Genomic DNA, 18,323 nt, shown 5'->3' with positions numbered 1-18,323 from the left:
TGGCCGGTGGTCGGTGGTCGGTCGGGTCACGGTCCGGCCGGCCGCCGGGCGGCGTCGTACGTCAACGACACCGGCTCGTATGCCCCGTTGTACGCGGGTGACTGGGCGGATGCGTGACACCGGCCGCCGCAGGAGCGGCGGAGTGCCGCGAAATGAGGTCGCCACCGCTGGGTTCTCCAGGTAGTTCTTGACCATGACCTCCCTGACCGAACAGTTGCTTCCCGGTACGCGGCGCGCCCTGCTGCACCGCATCGCCACCGCGCAGTCGGAGGGCCGCGCGCCCTCGCTCGTCGCGGCGGTGCAGAGACAGGGGCAGATCGTCTGGAGCGGTTCTCGCAGCTGCGTCGACGACCACGCCCCCGACACCGACACTCAGTTCAGGATCGGCTCCATCACCAAGACCTTCACCGCGGTGCTGGTGCTGCGTCTGCGCGACGAGGGTCTGCTGAACCTGGACGACCCGCTGGAGAAGCACCTGCCGGGCACCGGCGTCGGCGATGTCACGGTCCATCAACTGCTGGGCCACAGCGCGGGGCTCGCGGCCGAATCCCCCGGGCCCTGGTGGGAGAGGACGCCCGGCACGCTGCGGCCCGAGCTGATCGATGTGCTCGGCGAACAGACGCGGATGCACACCCCGGGCCACCGCCACCACTACTCGAACCCCGGCTACACCCTGCTGGGTTCCCTGATCGAGAAGAAGCGCGGGAGGAGCTGGGAACAGGCGCTGCAACGGGAGATCCTGGAGCCGCTGGGCATGCGCCGTACGAGTTCCCAGCCCCAGTCACCGCACGCGGGAGGCTGGGCCGTGCACCCCTGGGCCGATGTCATGTTGCCCGAACCGGCGGAGGACCTCGGGCTGATGGCTCCGGCCGGCCAGCTCTGGTCGACGGTCGGCGATCTTCTGCGCTTCGCGGCCTTCCTGGCCGAGGGGGACGAGCGGGTGCTCCGTGCCGACTCCGTGGAGCAGATGCGCGAACCGTCCGCACCGGGCGAGTTCGGTGACGGGGAGATCGCTTACGGGCTGGGTCTTCAGGTGCTGCGGACGGGCAGTCGTACGCTCATCGGGCACACGGGCTCGCTGCCCGGCTTCCTGGCGGCCCTGTGGATCGACATCGAGGACGACGTGACGGCCGTCGCGCTCACCAACACGACGGCGGGCTTGATGGTCGGGGGCGTCGCCGCCGATCTCGTGGACATCGTGGCCGAGGCCGAGCCCCGCATCCCCGAGCCCTGGCGCCCGTTGCCCGAGGTGGACGCGGAGCTGCTCGCGCTGACCGGCCCCTGGTACTGGGGCCCCCGGGCAAACATCCTGCGCATGACCGCGGACGGCGGGGTGGAACTCCGGCCGATGCAGGGCGGGGGCCGCGGCGCCCGGTTCACCGCACGGCCCGACGGCACCTGGGTCGGCCTCGACGGCTACTACGCGGGGGAGACGCTGCGTGTGGTCCGGAACGAGGACGGCAGCGTGAACCATCTCGATCTCGGCTCGTTCGTCTTCACGCGGGAGCCGTACGACCCCGCAGCTGCCGTTCCTGGTGGTGTCGACGAGGGCGGGTGGCGGGGCCTCGAAGCCTGAGCGCCATGTTTCACGTGAAACACGGGCGGCCTGACCGGGCCGCCCGTACTCGCTCCAGCGAGGTACGCAGGCGCGGAGCGCTCCGTTTCCGCCCCGTCCAGCGGGACAACCGGGAGGCTTCCGCCACCGCCCCTGCGGAAGCCTCCTGCCCGGCGCCGGTCCGTTGCGCCCGGCCGGGGACCGGCCCGCACATCAGAGTGCGAGCTTGAAACCGACGTGGCTGGCGGTGAAACCGAGCCGCTCGTAGAAGCGATGGGCGTCGGTCCGGGTGGCGTCGGACGTCAGCTGGACCAACTGGCATTCCTGGCGCCGTGATTCCTCCACGGCCCATTCGATCAGCAGGGTGCCCAGGCCGCTGCCGCGCTCGTCGGCGTGGACGCGTACACCCTCGATGATCGAGCGGGTCGAGCCGCGACGGGAGAGCCCCGGGATCACGGTCAGCTGCAGCGTTCCGACGATCCGGTCCTGGCGCACGGCGACGACCAGGTGTTGGTTCGGGTCGTCCACCAGGCGTCGGAAAGCGGTGTGGTACGGGGCGAGGTCGTCCGGTGACTCCCGCTGGGCTCCCAACGGATCGTCGGCGAGCATGGCCACGATCGCCGGGATGTCCGTGAGGTTCGCAGGGCGTATTTCCAGGTCGCGCATGATCGGCAGACTACGCAGAACGCCTGGGCGGCGCCCATGGGTTCGGCCTGTACGTGCAGTCTGTCCCGGGGCCCGCCCGGCCCACTGGGCCGGGCGGGCCCCGGGACCTGTTCGGTTCACGCGGCCGGTGCGGGGGCCTTCAGTGCTTCGACGGCCTCGACCAGCGGGGCCAGCTCCGGGTCCCTGGCAGCTTCGTCGAGCGCGGCGCGCAGCGCACCGTCGTTGGTCGGCCGGGCCTCGGCGAGCAGGGCGAGGCCCGATTCGGTGACATCGGTGTAGATGCCGCGGCGATCGGTGTCGCAGAGGTACCGGGTCAGCAGCCCGCGGTCCTCGAGACGGGTGACCAGACGGGTCGTGGCGCTCTGGCTGAGCACGACGGCGTCCGCGACCTGCTTCATCTGGAGGTGTCCCCCGGGGCCGCTGTGCTGCCTGCTCAGGACGTCGAGCAGGGAGTACTCCCGCACGCTGAGGCCGTGCCCGGACTGCAATGCCCGTTCGATGCGGGCCTCGATCTTCCCGTGGAGCAGGGAGAGGGCGCACCAGCCCTGGGAGAGGGCGGTCGGTGCGGGGTCCTTCGCTGTCATGGGTCTCTCCTCCGGGGCGCAGCCGCTTGCGTCCAGGGTAGGCGACTCCCGCGATAGCCCGCGTTTGCGATTAATCGGCGTATGCAATTATTGTTGGAGCTCTTAAAGTGCTGATGCAATCTCCTGAGAGGTGACACCCATGCCGCTCGCGCTCCTCGCCCTCGCCATCGGGGCCTTCGGCATCGGGACCACCGAGTTCGTGATCATGGGGCTGCTCCCCGAGGTCGCCGCGGACTTCCAGGTCTCGATCCCCGCCGCGGGCTTCCTCGTGACGGGATACGCCCTCGGCGTCGTCCTCGGCGCCCCGCTGATGACGCTCCTCGGCACCCACGTCTCCCGCAAGCGCATGCTGATGCTGCTGATGGGACTGTTCGTCGTGGGCAATCTCGTCTCCGCCGCCCCGGCCTTCGGCGTGATGCTCGCGGGCAGGGTGATCGCCTCGCTTGCCCACGGCGCCTTCTTCGGCATCGGATCGGTCGTCGCGGCCGACCTGGTCGCCCCTCAGAAGAAGGCCGGTGCGATCGCCATGATGTTCACCGGGCTCACCGTCGCCAACGTCGTCGGGGTGCCACTGGGTACCCACATCGGCCAGGCCGCCGGCTGGCGGACCACCTTTCTCGTCGTCGCCGCGCTCGGCGTCGTCGGTCTCCTCGGCGTGGCCGGACTCGTGCCCGAGCAGCCCCGGCCCGAGGGCGTCCGGATCCGCCACGAGCTGGCCGCGTTCCGCAACGTCCAGGTCCTGCTCGCCATGGCGATGACCGTGCTGGGCTTCGGCGGGGTCTTCGCCGCGATCACCTACATCACCCCGATGATGACCGGCGTCGCCGGGTACTCCGCCTCCTCCGTCACCTGGCTGCTGGTCCTCTTCGGGCTGGGCATGGTGGGCGGCAACCTGCTCGGCGGAAAGTTCGCCGACCGCCGTCCGATGTCGATGCTGTACGTGTCGCTGGGTGCCCTCGCCGTGGTTCTGGCGCTGTTCACCCTGACCGCCCACGACAAGATCGCGGCGGCCGTGACCATCGTGCTCATCGGGGCCCTGGGCTTCGCCACCGTGCCGCCGCTGCAGAAGCGGGTGCTCGACCAGGCGGCCGGCGCCCCGACTCTGGCCTCCGCGGTCAACATCGGTGCCTTCAACCTCGGCAACGCACTGTCGGCGTGGCTCGGCGGTCTCGTCATCGCAGCCGGTTTCGGTTACACGGCGCCCAACTGGGTCGGTGCGGCCCTGGCGGCCTCCGCGCTGGTCCTCGCGCTCGTCTCAGGCGCTCTGGAACGCCGCACGGCCACTCACAGCCGCGTCGTCACCGGAGGGATCCCCGAGCCGGTCGTGACCGCTGCGCCCCGGCGCTGATCCCGCGGTCGGCCGTCAGCCCGTCGCCACGGTCAGCGGAGCGTAGCGACGGGTCCAGTCGCCGGGCAGGCCCGGGGCCCCGCGAACCATCAGCGTGGTCGCGGGGCCGGACCGCAGACCGCACGCCCCGAACCAGTCGAGCAGCTCCGAATGCCGCGCGTCGACGTCCACGCGCAGGGACCGGTCCGTCGTCTCCGCGAGGGAGGTGACGAGTTCCCGGGCCGTGGCGGTGTCGCGGGCGATCAGCGGGCCGACCACCTGGGTCCCGGCGCTCGGCCAGGCCGCGGCGTAACCGATGAGCTCTCCGCCGTCCTCGGCGACCCGGATGTGGTCGGCGTAGGCGGGCAGCCGGGTGAGGACATGGGTCCGGTCGGTGCCGAAGACCTCCGCGTCCAGCCGGACCATGGCACGCAGGTCCTCCGCCGCGGCAGGGCGGACGGAGGCGGTGGAGGGCCTGCCCCCGGTCGGCCGGAAGCGTCCGGTGACCCGCTCGGTGCGACCCACGGCCGTGAACCCGAGCTGTTCGTAGAGCGGTCGTCCCGCGGACGTCGCGTAGAGGCTGAGTGGTGTGTCCCCGGCCTCGGCCATCACATGGTTCATCAGGCGCCGGGCGATGCCCTGTCGCGCGTGCCGTTCTGCGACGAGCAGCATGCCGACGGCGGCCAGCCGCGGGCCGTAGGAGGTCACCACGCAGGTGGCCATCAAACCCTTGCCCTCGGGGTCGTCCATGCCGTAGCCGGTTCCCGCGGCCAGGAGGAGACCCCATCTGTGCTCGTCACGGGACCAGCCGCGGTCCTCGCAGAGATCGGCGCAGGCGACCAGGTCACCCCGGGTGAGGCGCCGGACGGGCGATTCGGCGAGCGGGCGGGGAAGCGAGCTGGGCATGGAGGTCAGGCTGTCCGACGCGGTGTTCGCACGTCCACTGCTTTACCGGCTCCGGCAGTCGGGCGCGGGCGTCGGCCGCGTCGGGTCGGCCCCCAGGGCTTCAGTACCGATATCGCGGTGATGAACAGGTACGTCGCCGTCGCCACCGAGGGAGCGACCACCAGGTCGATGTCGACGGTGCCGCGTGCCGCCGCCTCGTCGATGCCGGGGCGCAACGAGAACACGGACAGTGCCGTGGTGATCAGGGTGAGCCAGAACTTCGTCCAGACCCATCGGTGTCTGGCCAGCCCCCAGGGGGTGCCGAGCGCCAGGACGAGGCCGCTGAGCAGGGAGAGCAGAGCGACCGGCATGACCAGCCAGTCCCCGAAAATCTTCATGGCGAGGGTGGCGGCCCGTGCGGTGGCGGGGTCCTCGGTGAGGAAGGCAGTGATGCCGAGCGTGAGCAGGCCGACGGTCAGTCCCAGCCAGCTCACGGATATCGAGACGTGCGCCACCAGGAGGCCGCGGCGGACGGGGCGTTTGAGTGGTTTCACGTGAAACACGGTGCCCGTGCGGAGACGATCGGACGTCCCACAGCGGGAGTAACCGCGCGTACTGGCCTCGGCGTACAGCGCGCTCCTTCGCTGCGGGCTTCCCCTCGGGACGGGCCGCCGTACCGCCCGGCCGGGGAGCGGTCGGCGGAACCGGAACGGTCCGGGGGCTCGTGATGGATTCCACAGGCCGGTCGCGGGGCAGGGAGCGTGACGGAAGACCGTTTCGATCAACCGGACTTCCTGCTATTCCGTCCGGCCCGTGTTCGAGGCAGGGCATGCTGGACCGAGGGATGTGGCAGCGGCCGTCAGGGGACTGCCGACGGGTCCCGACCGCGCTCATGGACAGGGGCTGCGGACCGTTGTGGGTACGTAAGGCGACCAGAAGACGTTCGAGGCGAGGCACAGGATGGATGCTCCGGCCACCGGGTGGACCGAAGACGCGACACACAGATCTGCCGACGCGACTCTGATCCATCGGACTCTGACCGAGATCTCACCCGTGGCCGACCAGGTGACCTCGTACTTCTACGCACTGCTCTTCGTCCGGCGCCCCGAGCTGCGCGAGCTGTTCCCGGTCGCGATGGACTCCCAGCGCGACCGGCTCCTGCGCGCGATCCTCGCCGCGGCCGACCGGCTGGACGACCCCGGCGCCCTGGCCGAGTACCTCGGTGAACTGGGCCGGGGGCACCGGAAGTACGGCACGCTGTCCGGGCACTACCCGGCGGTGGGGGAGGCGCTTCTGGGTGCACTGAGCCGCTATGCAACCACCACATGGGGTGGAGAGGCGGAAGCGGCGTGGGTGCGCGCCTACACCACGATGTCGCAGATCATGATCGACGCGGCAGCCGAGGACGAGCAGTGGGCCCCCGCCTGGTGGCACGCGGAGATCGTCTCCCACGAGCTGAGAACCCGTGACATAGCAGTGCTCACGCTCCGCCCCGACCACGTCTACCCCTTCCTCGCCGGTCAGTACACGGCCATGGAGACTCCGTGGTGGCCCCGGACCTGGCGGCACTACTCCTTCGCCTCGGCGCCCCGCCCCGACGGGCTGCTCACCTTCCACGTCAAGGCGGTCCCGGCCGGCTGGGTCTCCAGTGCCCTGGTGCACCGGGCCCGGCCGGGGGACGTCGTGCGCCTCGGCCCGCCCACCGGCAGGATGACGGTCGACCACTCCACCCATCACGGTCTGCTCTGCCTGGGCGGGGGCACGGGCATAGCTCCCATCAAGGCACTCGTGGAGGAGGTCGCGGAGCGGGGCGACCGGCGTCCGGTGGAGGTGTTCTACGGGGCACGCAGCGATCGCGACCTGTACGAGATCGACACGCTGATGCGGTTGGAGCGGACCTATCCCTGGCTGGCGGTGCGGCCGGTGGTCGCCTCCGGGCCGGGGGAGGGCGGAGTCCTGCAGGGACTGCTCCCCGAGGCCGTGCGCGCGTGCGGCCCGTGGCACGAGTACGACGCCTATCTCTCCGGTCCGCCCGGCATGATCCGCAGCAGCATGGACGTGCTGAGAGGGGACGGCATACCGGCCGAGCGCATCCGCCACGACTACCTGGAGGAACTGACGGGGACCGGCCACAGCTGACCCGGCCACGACAGCCCCGGGCCCGCCGCGAAGGCACAGCCCCGGGCCCGGCCACGACGGCGCCGTCACGGCCCCCGCTGCGAAGGCACCGCCCCGACAGCCTCGTCAGCCCGACCCATCCCATCGGGCCGCCCCGTCCCGCGCAGGCGCCCCACGCGGGCGGCCCGTGCCCGAGGCCGTCGCAGGTCAGCCCAGGTCGGGCGCGTGCATCGCCCGTACACCCTCGATGTTGCCGTCCAGGTAGTGCCGCAGCGACAGCGGCACGAGGTGGACGGCGGCGATTCCCATGCGGCTGAACGGCACCCGCACGACGTCGTACTCCCCGCAGGGGTCGTCGATCTCGGGACCGTGGCGCCGGGACAGGTCCATCGACTCCAGTCGGCAGACGAAGAAGTGCTGGACCTTCACGCCCTTCACTCCACCGCCCTCGATGTGCTCCACGGTGTCGACGAAACAGGGCACCACATCGGTGATCTTGGCGCCGAGCTCCTCGTCCACCTCGCGGTGCAGGGCGTCGACGACGGTGGCGTCCTCGGGCTCGACCCCGCCGCCCGGCGTGAGCCAGTACGGATCCACCCCGGGCTTGGTGCGTTTGATGAGGATCAGGTCGTTGCCGTCGAGCAGGATGGCGCGTGCGGTGCGCTTGACCACAGGACGTTCGGTCATGGCAAGAGAGTGGCCCGCTGAACCGGTTCTGAAACACCCGTCCGGTCCTGGGCCGGTGTGCGCTCACCAGGCGGCGGCAGCGCGCAGCAGCCACTCGTGCGCCCGCGCGATGTGCGGCAGCGCGAGGGTGCCGGTACGCACCGCCAGGAAGTAGGTGCGCAGCGGAGGCACGGGGGGATCCAGAAGGGCCACGACCTCTCCCCGGTCCAGCGCCCTCTCGCACAGGTAGCGCGGCAGCACGGCGAGGCCGGCGCCCGCCGCCGCGCACTCCAGGACGGCCCGCAGATCCGGCACGATGACGGTTCCGGACACGGCGGGCGGGCTCTCGAAGACGGCGGTCCAGTAGCGGGAGACGAGTGGCAGGCTCTCGTGGACCTCCACGACCGGCAGCTGGTCCAGCACCACCGCCCCCTTGTGCCGCAGGGTCCCCGGAGGGAGGTGCCCGGCCCAGCGCGGCGCGGCGACCAGCACGTGCTCCTCGTCGCAGAGCGGGGTCGCGGTGAGCAGTCCGCCGCGCGGCCGGGCCGTCGCGATGGCCAGGTCGTGGTGCCCGGCCGCCAGGCCCTCCAGCGTCTCCTCGGCGTCGGCGAAGAAGGAACTGCGCAGCGCCAGTCCCTGGGCGACGAGCGGGGTGAGCGCGGGCAGGGCGCGTACCGAGGTGAATTCGGGCGGCCCGGCCAGGTGCAGGGTCCGTACGCCCGACTCCTCGTCGAGCTCCGCCTCGGCGATCTCGACCAGCGCGTCCAGATGCGGGGCCGCCCGGTGCGCGAGTTCGTCGCCGATGGTCGTCGGGGTCACCCCGCGGGCCCTGCGCAGGAAGAGCGGGCGGCCCAGCTGCCGTTCCAGGGTGCGGATCTGCGAGGTGACCGCGGGCTGGGAGAGGCCGAGCAGGGCGGCGGCTCTGGTGAAGGAACCGGCCCGGTGCACTGTGACGAACGTGCGCAGCAGGGCCAGGTCCATGTCCGGTCCCTTCCACCTTCGCGATGCTTCGGACCCGTACAACTATAAATATGTCGATAGGTCGCTGTCGCCACGGTGATTGGACACTGACGGGGGGTCAACTAGCCTGGCTTGGGCGGTTCTTCGCAGGGAGAACCGGAGGCGGTCCGAGCCACGAGGGGGGAGGCTCGGACCGCCGTACCACCGGTCGGATCAGCTGCCGGCCGCGGCCTCGTCCAGTGCCCGTTCCACGTCGGCCACCAGGTCCTCCGGGTTCTCGGCGCCGACCGAGAAGCGGACGAATCCTTCCGGCACGGCGTCGCCGCCCCAGCGCCCCCGGCGCTCGGCGGTGGACCGCACGCCACCGAAGCTCGTCGCGTCGTCGACCAGCCGCAGCTCGGTCAGAAAGCGCTCGGCGTGCTCGCGGTCGGGCAGGACGAACGACACCACCTGGCCGAAGCGCCGCATCTGCCGGACGGCCTTCGGGTACGAGGGGTCGGAGGGCAGTCCGGGGTACCGCAGCCCGGTCACTTCCGGCCGCCGCCCCAGCGCCTCGGCCAGGGTCAGGGCGGTGGCGCACTGCCGGTCGATCCGCAGTTCCAGCGTGGCCAGCGAACGGTGCGCGAGCCAGGCCTCCATCGGTCCCGGAATCGCGCCGACGATCTTGCGCCAGCGCCGCACCCCCGCCGCCAGCTCCGGATCGCGGCAGGTCACATGGCCGAGCAGGACGTCCCCGTGACCGGTCATGCCCTTGGTGTCACTGGCCACCGAGAAGTCGGCCCCCAGCTCCAGCGGACGCTGGCCGAGCGGTGTGGCGAGCGTGTTGTCGACGGCCACCAGGGCGCCGGCCGTGTGCGCCGCATCGACGAGCCGGCGCACGTCGCAGACGTCGAGCCCCGGATTGGACGGGGTCTCGAGCCACAGCAGCTTCGCCCCTTCGAGCACCGCCAGCTGTGCGTCGCCGCCGGTCGGCGCGGTCCGCACCTCGACGCCGTACGCCTCCAGCTGCTCCCGCACCAGCGGCAGGATCTGGTAGCCGTCGTCGGGCAGCACGACCACGTCACCGGTGCGGGCCCGGGACAGCAGTACGGCCGAGATCGCCGCCACCCCGGAGGCGAGGACCACGGTCTCGACGGCCTCCCCCGGTGCCTCCAGCTCACTGATGGCGCGTTCCAGATGGGTCCAGGTCGGGTTGGTGTCCCGGCCGTAGGTGTAGGGACCGGTCGGCTCACCGGCGAGGTGGAAATGCGCGGCGAACACCGGGCCGGGCAGGGTGGGCTCGAACTGCTCCGGTTCGGGCAGCCCGGCCCGTACCGCCCGGGTTCCGTCGCCCAAGGCGCTCATGGTCGCTCCTCACTGCTCTGGGGTGTGCCACCGGTTCTGCGCGCACCGTCCCGGTGACTGCCGGAACGGCGCGCGTGCTTTGTCCGGTCGTCGGTCAGTCGTTGTCGGGCAGGATCGCGTTCAGCGCCCACGAGACGATCGAGACGATCAGTCCGCCGAGCACCGCGGTCCAGAAGCCCTCGACATGGAAACTCAGGTCGAACAGACCGGCCAGCCAGGAGGTCAGCAGCAGCATGGCCGCGTTGACCAGCAGGGTGATCAGTCCGAGCGTGAGGATGAAGAGCGGCAGGGTCAGCAGTTGTACGACCGGCTTGACCAGGAAGTTCACCAGGCCGAAGAGCAGGGCGACCAGAATCAGCGTGAGCGCCTTGCGGCCGGTGCTGCCGCCGGTCAGCGTGATGTCCTGGAGCAGCCAGACGGCCACGGCCAGGGCACCCGCGTTGGCGAGCGTCTTGACTAGGAAATTCTTCATGTGTCTGATCGTGGCAGACACGATCGGTGGCGAACACCGGCAGTACAGAGGCAAGGGCGGACTGGCGATGAAGGCATTCAGACTGGACGAACTGGAAGCGGAGCGGGCCGCCAATGACGGCGCGTACCTGCAGTTCGTGAAGGAACGGAACATGTCCGTCGGCCTGTACGCACTGAACGCCGGTGAGCTCGATCCGCAGCAGCCGCACAACCAGGACGAGGTCTACTTCGTGGTCAGCGGACGCGCCTCGATCACGGTCGGCATGGAAACCACACAGGTGGGCAGAGGAAGCGTGGTGTACGTGCCCGCAGGGGTCGCCCACAAGTTCCACCACATCACCGAGGACCTGCGGGTGATGGTGGTCTTCTCCCCGCCGGAGAGCTGATCCCCGCCGTCCGGGAGCCGACCCTGCGGCCTTGGAACCCCTCCCCGGCGTTTGGGGAGCGGGGGTCCGGTCTCAGGGATCCCTAGGGGGTCGATCAGGGGACTTCAAGGGCCGCGGAGCCGCCGCCGGCCCTTTCCACGCCTCTAGCATCGAAGGCAGGAACTCACAGAGACGAGGTAAGGACGATGGCCGTACGGGAGATATTCGCCGGGATGCCCTGGTGGGTGAAGTGGATCGCGGTGCCGGTCCTCGCGATCGTCGTGTTCGGCGGTCTGATCGCCAGTGTGGTCGGATTCGTGATCGGTCTGCTCTTCAAGGTCCTGGTGTTCGTGATCCTGGTCGGCGGACTCGTTTTCGTCGTACGCAAGTTCATGTCGTCTTCCTCCTCGCGCGGTGACTGGTAGGAAGATCGGGAGCCGGTCGGGAGTTAGCCCGGCTGAGCTAAGCGACAGGACGAAACAACGCCCGGTGCGGACCCGGCCGATACAGTGACAATTCGCTGCCACTGTCTGGGTATCAACCGACCGGCACCGCATTGACCAGCGGTTTGTACGGCTCTCGCTCTCCGGCCCCAGTCATGCGGCAGTCCGTGGGGGCGGCCCCCACAGGCGGGCTGACCGCCCGTCACCATGCCTGGGGGTGACCGTTGACCACGGCATCGAGTGCTGCTGCCCCGACGTTGATCGGTTCGGTTCAGCGAGCGCTGAGACTACTGGAGGCCGTGGGCGCCCACCGGGACGGGGCGCCCGCGAAACAGCTGGCCAGGGAAGCGGGGCTTCCTCTTCCCACTGCCTACCATCTGCTGCGCACTCTGACGCACGAGGGTTATCTGCGCCGGGAGAAGGGGTTGTTCCTCCTCGGGGCCGCCACCGAACGCCTGGCCTGCGAAGGGGTGCTGCGACACCGCCGCAGCAGAATGGCCGATTCATTGAGCCGTTGGCGTGATGTCATCGGCGCACCGGTGTACTGCGCCGTCTACCGCGAGGGTGAGATCGAACTCATCGCGGTCGCCGATGCCCCGGACACCCCCGCCGTCACGGAATGGGCCTCCTTCCGGGAGACCGGGCACGCTCACGCGATCGGCCAGTGTCTGTTGAGTCAGCTCGACGAGAAGGCCCGCGAGGATCACCTCGATCGTCACCCTGTGCGTCCGTTGACCCGCTATTCGGTGCGGGATCGGGCGGCACTTCTCGAGCGATTGCAGTCGCTGGAACGGATGGAACCTGTCATCGAACGGCAGGAGTACGCGCTGGGCACGGTCTGCGCGGCCATCCCGATCGCAGCCGGATTTACCGCTGCTGCGATGGCCATTTCGGTACCTCTGGAGCAGGAGAGTCGGTTGCTCCCCGCAGTCGAACAACTACGTGGCGAAGTGTCCAACCTCTTGCGTTCGTTCGTGTTCTCTATCAGTATCTGAAAAATCACTCCTTGTGATCTGCTATCGCGTGCACCACGATGGCGTCAATAGGGCCATGGGGGATCATTCCTGGCCAGATTCATCTACTGCGGGGTTGAACGATGCGCGAGTCGGTTCAAGCTGAGGTCATGATGAGCTTCCTCGTTTCGGAGGAACTCTCTTTCCGGATCCCGGTGGAGCTCCGGTACGAGGTCTGCGATCCGTATGCGATCCGCATGACCTTCCACCTGCCCGGCGATGCCCCCGTCACCTGGGCATTCGGCCGTGAGCTGTTGCTCGACGGCCTCAACAGTCCCAGTGGGGACGGTGATGTGCACATCGGGCCGACGGAGCCCGAGGGGCTGTCCGACGTGCACATCCGGCTCCAGGTCGGCGAGGACCGGGCCCTCTTCAGGGCCGGTACCGCACCGCTCGTGGCTTTTCTCGACCGGACCGACAAGCTCGTGCCGCTTGGGCAGGAGTGCACGCTCGGTGACTTCGAGGGCAACCTGGAGGAGGCACTGGGCCGGATTCTCGCCGAGGAACAGAACGCCGGCTGAAGGGGCCGGTGTCCCGGCCGGTCACTGGTCGAACACCACACCTGCCGAATGGGTGAATTGCTCACCCGACGGAGACGTTCAGGCCTTCGTCCTGCGGCGACGGCCCTTCCCGGCCCGTACGGGTGCCGAAGCTCCGGCTTCCGCGCCGAGCCCTGTGCGGTCCGCGGAGACGACCAGCGCTGCGAGCACCGTCGTCACCGGCACCGAGGCGACCAGTCCGATCGAACCGACCAGGGTTCGTACGATCTCCTCCGCCACCAGCTCGCTGTTGGCCACCGTCCCCATGCTGCTCTGCGCGATGGAGAAGAGCAGCAGCAACGGCAGTGCGGCGCCGGCATAGGCGAGCACGAGCGTGTTGACGACCGAGGCGATGTGGTCGCGCCCGATCCTGATCCCTGCCCGGTAGAGGCCGCGCACGCCCATCGTCGGGTTCGCCTGGTGCAGTTCCCAGACCGCGGACGTCTGGGTGACGGTCACATCGTCGAGCACCCCGAGCGAACCGATGATGACACCGGCCAGCAGTAGGCCGCTCATGTCGATGTGCGGGTACAGGCCGTGGATGAGACCGGTGTTGTCGTCGGTGTTGCCGCTCAGGCTCGCCCAGCCGATGAAGAGCGATCCGAGCAGTCCGATCAGCAGCAGCGAGATCAGCGTGCCGATCACCGCGACCGAGGTGCGGGCGGTCGGGCCGTGGCACATGTAGAGCGCGATCAGCATGATCGCGCTGGCTCCCACCACCGCGACGAGCAGCGGATTGGAGCCCTGGAGGACGGCCGGGAGGATGAACAGGGTCAGCACGGCGAACGACACCACGAGCGCCACCAGCGCCAGCACCCCGCGCATGCGGCCCACCGCCACCACGACCAGGGCGAAGATTCCGGCCAGCAGGGTCATCGGGAACTTCCGGGCCACGTCCGTCACCGAGTACTGCAGCTCGCGGGGAGCGTCGGGTGCGTACGACACGATCACGCCCTGGCCCTCACGCAGCTGACGCGGAGCGTCGGGCTGCACGATCTCGACGAACGTCCGGCCCTTGTCGTGACCGGACGTCACCTCGACGGTGGCCTTCTTGCACAGCCCCCTGGCGTTGTCCGTCGGCGGGGCGGCCTCCTGGCCGACGGGCACCTGCACCGCGTTCACGTCCTTGCAGTTCACCTTGTCGACTCTCACCACCTTCGCCTGCTGGGTCTGCCGGTCGAACCCCACACCGGTCCGCTCGTGCGGGGGCGCGCCGCCCGGCCAGAGTGCCACCAGCCCGACGACGACGGCGGTGGCGAACGGGATCAGGACGGCCGCGATGACCTTGCGCAGATGTCTGGAGCCGGGTGCCGCGGGACCATGACTGTGCGAGTGGCCGTGCTGGTGGCCCTGGGGTTCGGTGTCGATACGGGGGGACGTCACCGGCAGATCATCGCAAGAAGGGACGGGCCCTCTGTTCATCCCGCCGGACGGGACGCTAGCGTGGAGGGACCTTTGCACACGCGGGAGCTCGGAGCACCGGGCTGAGAGGGCACTGACATCCGTACATCCGTACGGAGAGGGCTGTGTCGACCGCCGAACCTGTTACCGGGTAATGCCGGCGTAGGGAGTAGGTCTCATGACCACATCGGACGCACGCACGCCTGCCTCCAGTCGGAGCGACGAGGCCGGGAAGTCCATCGGCTGGCACAAGGGATACGTCCAGGGTTCGCGCCCGGACCTCCGGGTGCCGGTTCGCCAGGTGCACCTCACCAACGGCAAGGACGTGACGCTGTACGACACGTCGGGGCCGTACACCGATCCCGCCGTCGAGACCGATGTCCGTCGCGGGCTCGCGCCGCTGCGGGAGAGCTGGATCATCGCCCGCGGCGACATCGTGGAGTACCCGGGCCGTCCCGTCCGTCCCGAGGACGACGGACTCAGGCACACCTCGCCGCGCGGTGGGCTGCGCAACCTCGACGCGGTCTTCCCCGGCCGCCCCCGGCTGCCCCGCCGGAGCCGGGACGGGCGGCCCGTGACCCAGCTCGCGTACGCCCGGCGGGGCGAGATCACCCCGGAGATGGAGTACGTGGCGCTCCGGGAGAACGTCGCGCCCGAGGTGGTGCGCGAGGAGATCGCGGCCGGCCGGGCCGTACTGCCGGCCAACGTCAACCACCCCGAGACCGAGCCGATGATCATCGGGAAGCGGTTCCTGGTGAAGGTCAATGCCAACATCGGCAACTCCGCGGTGACGTCCTCCATCGAGGAGGAGGTGGAGAAGATGACGTGGGCGACGCGCTGGGGCGCCGATACCGTCATGGATCTGTCCACCGGCCGCAACATTCACACCACCCGTGAGTGGGTTCTGCGTAATTCACCCGTTCCGATCGGCACCGTCCCGCTCTACCAGGCGCTCGAAAAGGTCGACGGCCGGGCGGAGGAACTGAGCTGGGAGATCTACAAGGACACCGTCGTCGAACAGGCCGAACAGGGCGTCGACTACATGACGGTCCACGCCGGCGTGCGCCTGCCGTACGTGCCGTTGACCGCCCGCCGCAGGACCGGCATCGTCTCGCGCGGCGGCTCGATCATGGCGGCGTGGTGCCTCGCGCACCACAAGGAGTCGTTCCTGTACGAGCACTTCGAGGAGCTCTGCGAGATCCTCGCGGCCTACGACGTGACGTACTCGCTGGGCGACGGGCTGCGACCCGGCTCGATCGCCGACGCCAACGACGAGGCGCAGTTCGCCGAACTGCGGACGCTCGGCGAACTCAACGCGGTCGCCAAGCGGTTCGGCGTCCAGACCATGATCGAGGGTCCGGGCCACGTCCCGATGCACAGGATCAAGGAGAACATCGACCTCCAGCAGGAGATCTGCGAGGAGGCGCCGTTCTACACGCTCGGCCCGCTGACCACCGATGTCGCGCCGGCGTACGACCACATCACCTCGGGCATCGGCGCGGCGATGATCGCCTGGTGGGGCACGGCGATGCTCTGCTACGTCACGCCGAAGGAACACCTGGGCCTGCCCGACCGGGACGACGTGAAGACCGGCGTCATCACCTACAAGATCGCGGCCCACGCGGCGGACCTCGCCAAGGGGCACCCGGGGGCGCAGGAATGGGACGACGCGCTCTCCGACGCCCGGTTCGAGTTCCGCTGGGAGGACCAGTTCAATCTGGCCCTCGACCCGGACACCGCGCGGAAGTACCACGACGAGACGCTGCCGGCCGAGCCGGCGAAGACGGCGCACTTCTGCTCGATGTGCGGACCGAAGTTCTGTTCGATGAAGATCTCCCAGGACATCCGGCGCGAGCACGGCGGTTCGCGGGAGGAGATCGAGGCGGGCATGGCGGAGAAGTCCAGGGAGTTCGCGGCCTCGGGCAACCGGGTCTATCTGCCGATCGCGGACTGAGTCCCCGTTCCGGATCGCGCGCTGATCACCCACGGCACCCGGCTGTGGGTGCTCAGCGCGAGGCGGGCGCAGCCGATGCCGGTCCGGGAGGGCGCGCCACTCCGAAGGGGTTGTCGATCACATAGCGCCAGTATCCGTCGGATCCACGACGAGCGACGTCCGTCGCGGTGCCCTCGATGCGTACATCGCCGCCGTGCGCGGCGGTCCCGGCGATGACGAAGTCGACGATCAGCAGTGCCAGGTCGCCCACGACGTACGTGTGACGTGGCGACACCTCGATCGGGACGCGCAGGCGGAGGAAGTCTTCGTTGGCGCGGAACCGCTCCGCTCCGGTGGCCAGGTGGCCGGGCGTCGGCACGAAGCCGGCGTCGAGCTCGTAGAGCTGGTCCAGAACCGCCGGATCGAAGGTGTTGAAGGCACGGGCGAAAACGAGCGGATGGTCGGCGGACTCGCGGGCCAGGTGCAGGCTGGGAGGATGGGTCATGTGGCAAGCGAACAACCCGACGGCGTACGTCACCAAACGGAAACCCACGTCTGGGACGCGGAGTTGGTACCCGGGCAGTTGGGCCGCACCCATCGGCCCGAGGCCGAATGCCCGGTGGAAGTGGCCCTCACGGCGGTTTCGGGCCGATGGACCACCCTGTTGCTGCGCGAGTTGATGGGAAGTCCTCGCGGCTTCACGGAACTGCGGACACTGTTTCCCGAGCTGTCGCCCAAAGTGCTCAGCGAGCGGCTCCACGCCCTCCAGGAGAGAGGGCTCGTGACAGTGGAGCGGCGGCGTGGCTTTCCCGTGCGGACGCGGTACGACCTGACGGAAGCGGGCAGGGCCGTGCGGCCGTTGCTGGTGGAGCTGTACGCGACCGGGGAGAGACTGCTGAGTCCGACCCGGGCCGGTTTCCGGGACGAGCAGTCCCCGGGGGACCGCACTTGTCGATGAAGATGCCCGGGACCGCTGGGGCGAACCCGGCGGCTCGCAGGAGGAGACCGGGGCGGGCCGCTCCGGTCGGCGCATGGGAGCCGGTCAGTCCGGTTCGTTTTCGGGGCCGCCGAAGTCGGGGCTGGTGAAGTCCGGACTGGTGAACGTCGGGCGGGGGCCCGCCGCCGGGCCGCCGTCCGGGCTGGAGAATTCCGGCCTGCTGTAGCCGACCTTCGGGATGCGGTTCGCCGAGCGGACCGGGGTGCGCGAGGCGGGGCCGGCGGTGGGGTCGTCGAGCGCGTCCCGCAGGAACGGCAGTATGCCGCGCTCCAGCAGGGCGTGGCGCCATGCCTCCCTGGCTCGCGCCACCTCTTCCGGAAGCTCTTCCTCCGCCTCCTCGACGGGATGCGGCGCCGATCCGTTGCGCAGCGCGGTGACGAGCAGTCCGACGACGGCGGCCAGGATCGCGGCGGCCATGACCGCCGCGAAGAACCAGCCCGCCGAGACCATGGTCGAGGCAAAGGCGGGCGGCCGGTCGAGCAGCCGCAGCAGATAGCCGACCAGCAGGAATATGAACGCGGCGGTGCCTGCGAGCACCGGCGCCAGGACCGTGATGACGGCACCTATGCCCGCGCCCGACTGGCGCTGCCGGTTCGTGCCGGGGGCCGGGCCCGATTCCTCGTCCTCGTTCTCGCCCTCGGCCGGTCTGCGCAGTTCCTCGCGGGCCTGCACGTAGTGCTGGTACTCGGTGGCGGCCGTCGCGGTGATCAGCGCCGTGGCGTCCAGCGCCATGGTGCGCAGCTGCACGGCGTTGAGCCGTTCGCCGACCGCGGCCAGATCCGGTCGTTCATGGGCATGACGCAGTGCGTCGTCGAGGATCCGCTCGTACTCGGGGCGGTCCTCGGCCAGCAGGTGCGGAGCGCTGTTCATGTGCATCCCCCGATGCTCCGTAGGGCCTGATCACCCGCGTTCGAGCTGGGCGGTCGGGCGGAAACGGAGGAGAGCCTGCTACTGATACGCCGATGGTAGAGCGCCCACGGCACGGGGTGACAGGGGGTTTCCGGAAATAGGCCCAGCAGTCGGCGCGGTCAGGTCGAGGATGCCTCTTCCCGAAAG

20 protein-coding genes are annotated in these 18,323 nt (G+C 69.7%); 9 read left to right on the top strand and 11 right to left on the bottom strand.

From position 1 onward, the window contains the following. The first annotated feature begins 193 nt into the window (after window positions 1-193). Window positions 194-1,576, top strand: a complete 1,383-nt coding sequence (locus ACWCXX_RS16770; RefSeq protein ID WP_451127787.1) for a serine hydrolase domain-containing protein — start codon at window positions 194-196, stop codon at window positions 1,574-1,576. Window positions 1,577-1,768: 192 nt separating this feature from the next. On the opposite strand, the gene ACWCXX_RS16765 is transcribed toward ACWCXX_RS16770, so the two are convergent. Both ACWCXX_RS16765 and ACWCXX_RS16760 read right to left on the bottom strand, forming a co-directional pair. Continuing rightward, the gene (locus ACWCXX_RS16765) at window positions 1,769-2,221 is read right to left on the bottom strand and encodes an N-acetyltransferase family protein (RefSeq protein WP_451127785.1); all 453 of its coding nucleotides are present in this window, start codon (window positions 2,219-2,221) and stop codon (window positions 1,769-1,771) included. A gap of 116 nt (window positions 2,222-2,337) precedes the next feature. Further along, window positions 2,338-2,805 carry a MarR family winged helix-turn-helix transcriptional regulator gene (locus tag ACWCXX_RS16760; RefSeq protein ID WP_451127783.1) on the bottom strand — a complete coding sequence of 156 codons (468 nt, stop codon included), beginning with the start codon at window positions 2,803-2,805 and terminating at the stop codon, window positions 2,338-2,340. Between the two features lie 139 nt (window positions 2,806-2,944). On the opposite strand from ACWCXX_RS16760, the gene ACWCXX_RS16755 reads away from it, so the two are divergent. After that, window positions 2,945-4,153, top strand: a complete 1,209-nt coding sequence (locus tag ACWCXX_RS16755) for an MFS transporter (RefSeq protein ID WP_451127781.1) — start codon at window positions 2,945-2,947, stop codon at window positions 4,151-4,153. A 15-nt stretch (window positions 4,154-4,168) separates the two neighbouring features. Here the strand turns inward: ACWCXX_RS16755 and ACWCXX_RS16750 are convergent, their stop codons facing one another. Both ACWCXX_RS16750 and ACWCXX_RS16745 read right to left on the bottom strand, forming a co-directional pair. Next, window positions 4,169-5,038: a GNAT family N-acetyltransferase gene (locus ACWCXX_RS16750; protein WP_451127779.1), complete on the bottom strand. Its 870-nt coding sequence runs from the start codon at window positions 5,036-5,038 to the stop codon at window positions 4,169-4,171. A gap of 5 nt (window positions 5,039-5,043) precedes the next feature. Continuing rightward, a complete protein-coding gene (locus ACWCXX_RS16745; RefSeq protein WP_451127777.1) occupies window positions 5,044-5,571 on the bottom strand; it encodes a DUF2269 domain-containing protein in 528 nt (175 codons plus the stop codon). A gap of 499 nt (window positions 5,572-6,070) precedes the next feature. Between ACWCXX_RS16745 and ACWCXX_RS16740 the strand changes: the two genes are divergently transcribed. Next, entirely contained in the window at window positions 6,071-7,156 is a 1,086-nt protein-coding gene (locus ACWCXX_RS16740) for an FAD-binding oxidoreductase (RefSeq protein ID WP_451127775.1), read from the top strand. A 186-nt stretch (window positions 7,157-7,342) separates the two neighbouring features. Here ACWCXX_RS16740 and ACWCXX_RS16735 read toward each other — a convergent pair whose 3' ends face one another. From ACWCXX_RS16735 to ACWCXX_RS16720, 4 genes are all read right to left on the bottom strand, one after another. After that, on the bottom strand, window positions 7,343-7,822 hold the full coding sequence (locus ACWCXX_RS16735) for an NUDIX domain-containing protein (RefSeq protein WP_283852813.1): 480 nt from the start codon (window positions 7,820-7,822) through the stop codon (window positions 7,343-7,345). Window positions 7,823-7,885: 63 nt separating this feature from the next. Beyond that, the gene (locus ACWCXX_RS16730) at window positions 7,886-8,782 is read right to left on the bottom strand and encodes a LysR family transcriptional regulator (protein ID WP_451127773.1); all 897 of its coding nucleotides are present in this window, start codon (window positions 8,780-8,782) and stop codon (window positions 7,886-7,888) included. Window positions 8,783-8,974: 192 nt separating this feature from the next. Then, the gene (locus tag ACWCXX_RS16725; protein ID WP_451127771.1) at window positions 8,975-10,105 is read right to left on the bottom strand and encodes a cystathionine gamma-lyase; all 1,131 of its coding nucleotides are present in this window, start codon (window positions 10,103-10,105) and stop codon (window positions 8,975-8,977) included. Window positions 10,106-10,199: 94 nt separating this feature from the next. Then, the gene (locus tag ACWCXX_RS16720; RefSeq protein WP_451127769.1) at window positions 10,200-10,577 is read right to left on the bottom strand and encodes a phage holin family protein; all 378 of its coding nucleotides are present in this window, start codon (window positions 10,575-10,577) and stop codon (window positions 10,200-10,202) included. A gap of 67 nt (window positions 10,578-10,644) precedes the next feature. Here ACWCXX_RS16720 and ACWCXX_RS16715 point away from each other — a divergent pair, with 67 nt between their 5' ends. From ACWCXX_RS16715 to ACWCXX_RS16700, 4 genes are all read left to right on the top strand, one after another. Continuing rightward, complete coding sequence (locus tag ACWCXX_RS16715) at window positions 10,645-10,962, top strand: cupin domain-containing protein (RefSeq protein WP_451127903.1); 318 nt, start codon at window positions 10,645-10,647, stop codon at window positions 10,960-10,962. A 185-nt stretch (window positions 10,963-11,147) separates the two neighbouring features. Further along, a complete protein-coding gene (locus ACWCXX_RS16710) occupies window positions 11,148-11,366 on the top strand; it encodes a DUF5326 family protein (RefSeq protein ID WP_451127767.1) in 219 nt (72 codons plus the stop codon). 242 nt (window positions 11,367-11,608) lie between these two features. After that, window positions 11,609-12,379: an IclR family transcriptional regulator gene (locus tag ACWCXX_RS16705; protein ID WP_451127765.1), complete on the top strand. Its 771-nt coding sequence runs from the start codon at window positions 11,609-11,611 to the stop codon at window positions 12,377-12,379. 101 nt (window positions 12,380-12,480) lie between these two features. Continuing rightward, window positions 12,481-12,918, top strand: a complete 438-nt coding sequence (locus ACWCXX_RS16700) for an SsgA family sporulation/cell division regulator (RefSeq protein WP_266747352.1) — start codon at window positions 12,481-12,483, stop codon at window positions 12,916-12,918. Window positions 12,919-12,996: 78 nt separating this feature from the next. Here the strand turns inward: ACWCXX_RS16700 and ACWCXX_RS16695 are convergent, their stop codons facing one another. Next, window positions 12,997-14,319: a YibE/F family protein gene (locus ACWCXX_RS16695; RefSeq protein ID WP_451127763.1), complete on the bottom strand. Its 1,323-nt coding sequence runs from the start codon at window positions 14,317-14,319 to the stop codon at window positions 12,997-12,999. Window positions 14,320-14,515: 196 nt separating this feature from the next. On the opposite strand from ACWCXX_RS16695, the gene thiC reads away from it, so the two are divergent. Then, window positions 14,516-16,291: a phosphomethylpyrimidine synthase ThiC gene (gene thiC, locus ACWCXX_RS16690; RefSeq protein ID WP_451127761.1), complete on the top strand. Its 1,776-nt coding sequence runs from the start codon at window positions 14,516-14,518 to the stop codon at window positions 16,289-16,291. A 52-nt stretch (window positions 16,292-16,343) separates the two neighbouring features. Here thiC and ACWCXX_RS16685 read toward each other — a convergent pair whose 3' ends face one another. Then, on the bottom strand, window positions 16,344-16,775 hold the full coding sequence (locus ACWCXX_RS16685; RefSeq protein ID WP_451127759.1) for a YybH family protein: 432 nt from the start codon (window positions 16,773-16,775) through the stop codon (window positions 16,344-16,346). Here ACWCXX_RS16685 and ACWCXX_RS16680 point away from each other — a divergent pair. Beyond that, window positions 16,767-17,228, top strand: coding sequence for a winged helix-turn-helix transcriptional regulator (locus ACWCXX_RS16680; protein WP_451127757.1), 462 nt, complete (start codon window positions 16,767-16,769; stop codon window positions 17,226-17,228). The genes ACWCXX_RS16685 and ACWCXX_RS16680 overlap by 9 nt on opposite strands. An 84-nt stretch (window positions 17,229-17,312) precedes the next feature. On the opposite strand, the gene ACWCXX_RS16675 is transcribed toward ACWCXX_RS16680, so the two are convergent. After that, complete coding sequence (locus ACWCXX_RS16675; RefSeq protein WP_451127755.1) at window positions 17,313-18,143, bottom strand: hypothetical protein; 831 nt, start codon at window positions 18,141-18,143, stop codon at window positions 17,313-17,315. Between the last annotated feature and the right edge of the window lie 180 nt (window positions 18,144-18,323).

The sequence above is a fragment of the Streptomyces sp. NPDC001732 genome (assembly GCF_053596315.1).
The sequence above is the reverse complement of the archived record's forward strand: the minus strand, read 5'-3'. Positions and strand labels throughout refer to the sequence as shown.

Coding starts and splice junctions, on each gene's coding strand:
- ACWCXX_RS16750 (WP_451127779.1), bottom strand. CDS start 5,038: ATGCCCAGCTCGCTTCCCCGCCCGCTCGCCGAATCGCCCGTCCGGCGC.
- ACWCXX_RS16675 (WP_451127755.1), bottom strand. CDS start 18,143: ATGCACATGAACAGCGCTCCGCACCTGCTGGCCGAGGACCGCCCCGAG.
- ACWCXX_RS16730 (WP_451127773.1), bottom strand. CDS start 8,782: ATGGACCTGGCCCTGCTGCGCACGTTCGTCACAGTGCACCGGGCCGGT.
- ACWCXX_RS16770 (WP_451127787.1), top strand. CDS start 194: ATGACCTCCCTGACCGAACAGTTGCTTCCCGGTACGCGGCGCGCCCTG.
- ACWCXX_RS16755 (WP_451127781.1), top strand. CDS start 2,945: ATGCCGCTCGCGCTCCTCGCCCTCGCCATCGGGGCCTTCGGCATCGGG.
- ACWCXX_RS16735 (WP_283852813.1), bottom strand. CDS start 7,822: ATGACCGAACGTCCTGTGGTCAAGCGCACCGCACGCGCCATCCTGCTC.
- ACWCXX_RS16715 (WP_451127903.1), top strand. CDS start 10,645: ATGAAGGCATTCAGACTGGACGAACTGGAAGCGGAGCGGGCCGCCAAT.
- thiC (WP_451127761.1), top strand. CDS start 14,516: ATGACCACATCGGACGCACGCACGCCTGCCTCCAGTCGGAGCGACGAG.
- ACWCXX_RS16765 (WP_451127785.1), bottom strand. CDS start 2,221: ATGCGCGACCTGGAAATACGCCCTGCGAACCTCACGGACATCCCGGCG.
- ACWCXX_RS16720 (WP_451127769.1), bottom strand. CDS start 10,577: ATGAAGAATTTCCTAGTCAAGACGCTCGCCAACGCGGGTGCCCTGGCC.
- ACWCXX_RS16700 (WP_266747352.1), top strand. CDS start 12,481: ATGCGCGAGTCGGTTCAAGCTGAGGTCATGATGAGCTTCCTCGTTTCG.
- ACWCXX_RS16710 (WP_451127767.1), top strand. CDS start 11,148: ATGGCCGTACGGGAGATATTCGCCGGGATGCCCTGGTGGGTGAAGTGG.
- ACWCXX_RS16725 (WP_451127771.1), bottom strand. CDS start 10,105: ATGAGCGCCTTGGGCGACGGAACCCGGGCGGTACGGGCCGGGCTGCCC.
- ACWCXX_RS16685 (WP_451127759.1), bottom strand. CDS start 16,775: ATGACCCATCCTCCCAGCCTGCACCTGGCCCGCGAGTCCGCCGACCAT.
- ACWCXX_RS16680 (WP_451127757.1), top strand. CDS start 16,767: ATGGGTCATGTGGCAAGCGAACAACCCGACGGCGTACGTCACCAAACG.
- ACWCXX_RS16760 (WP_451127783.1), bottom strand. CDS start 2,805: ATGACAGCGAAGGACCCCGCACCGACCGCCCTCTCCCAGGGCTGGTGC.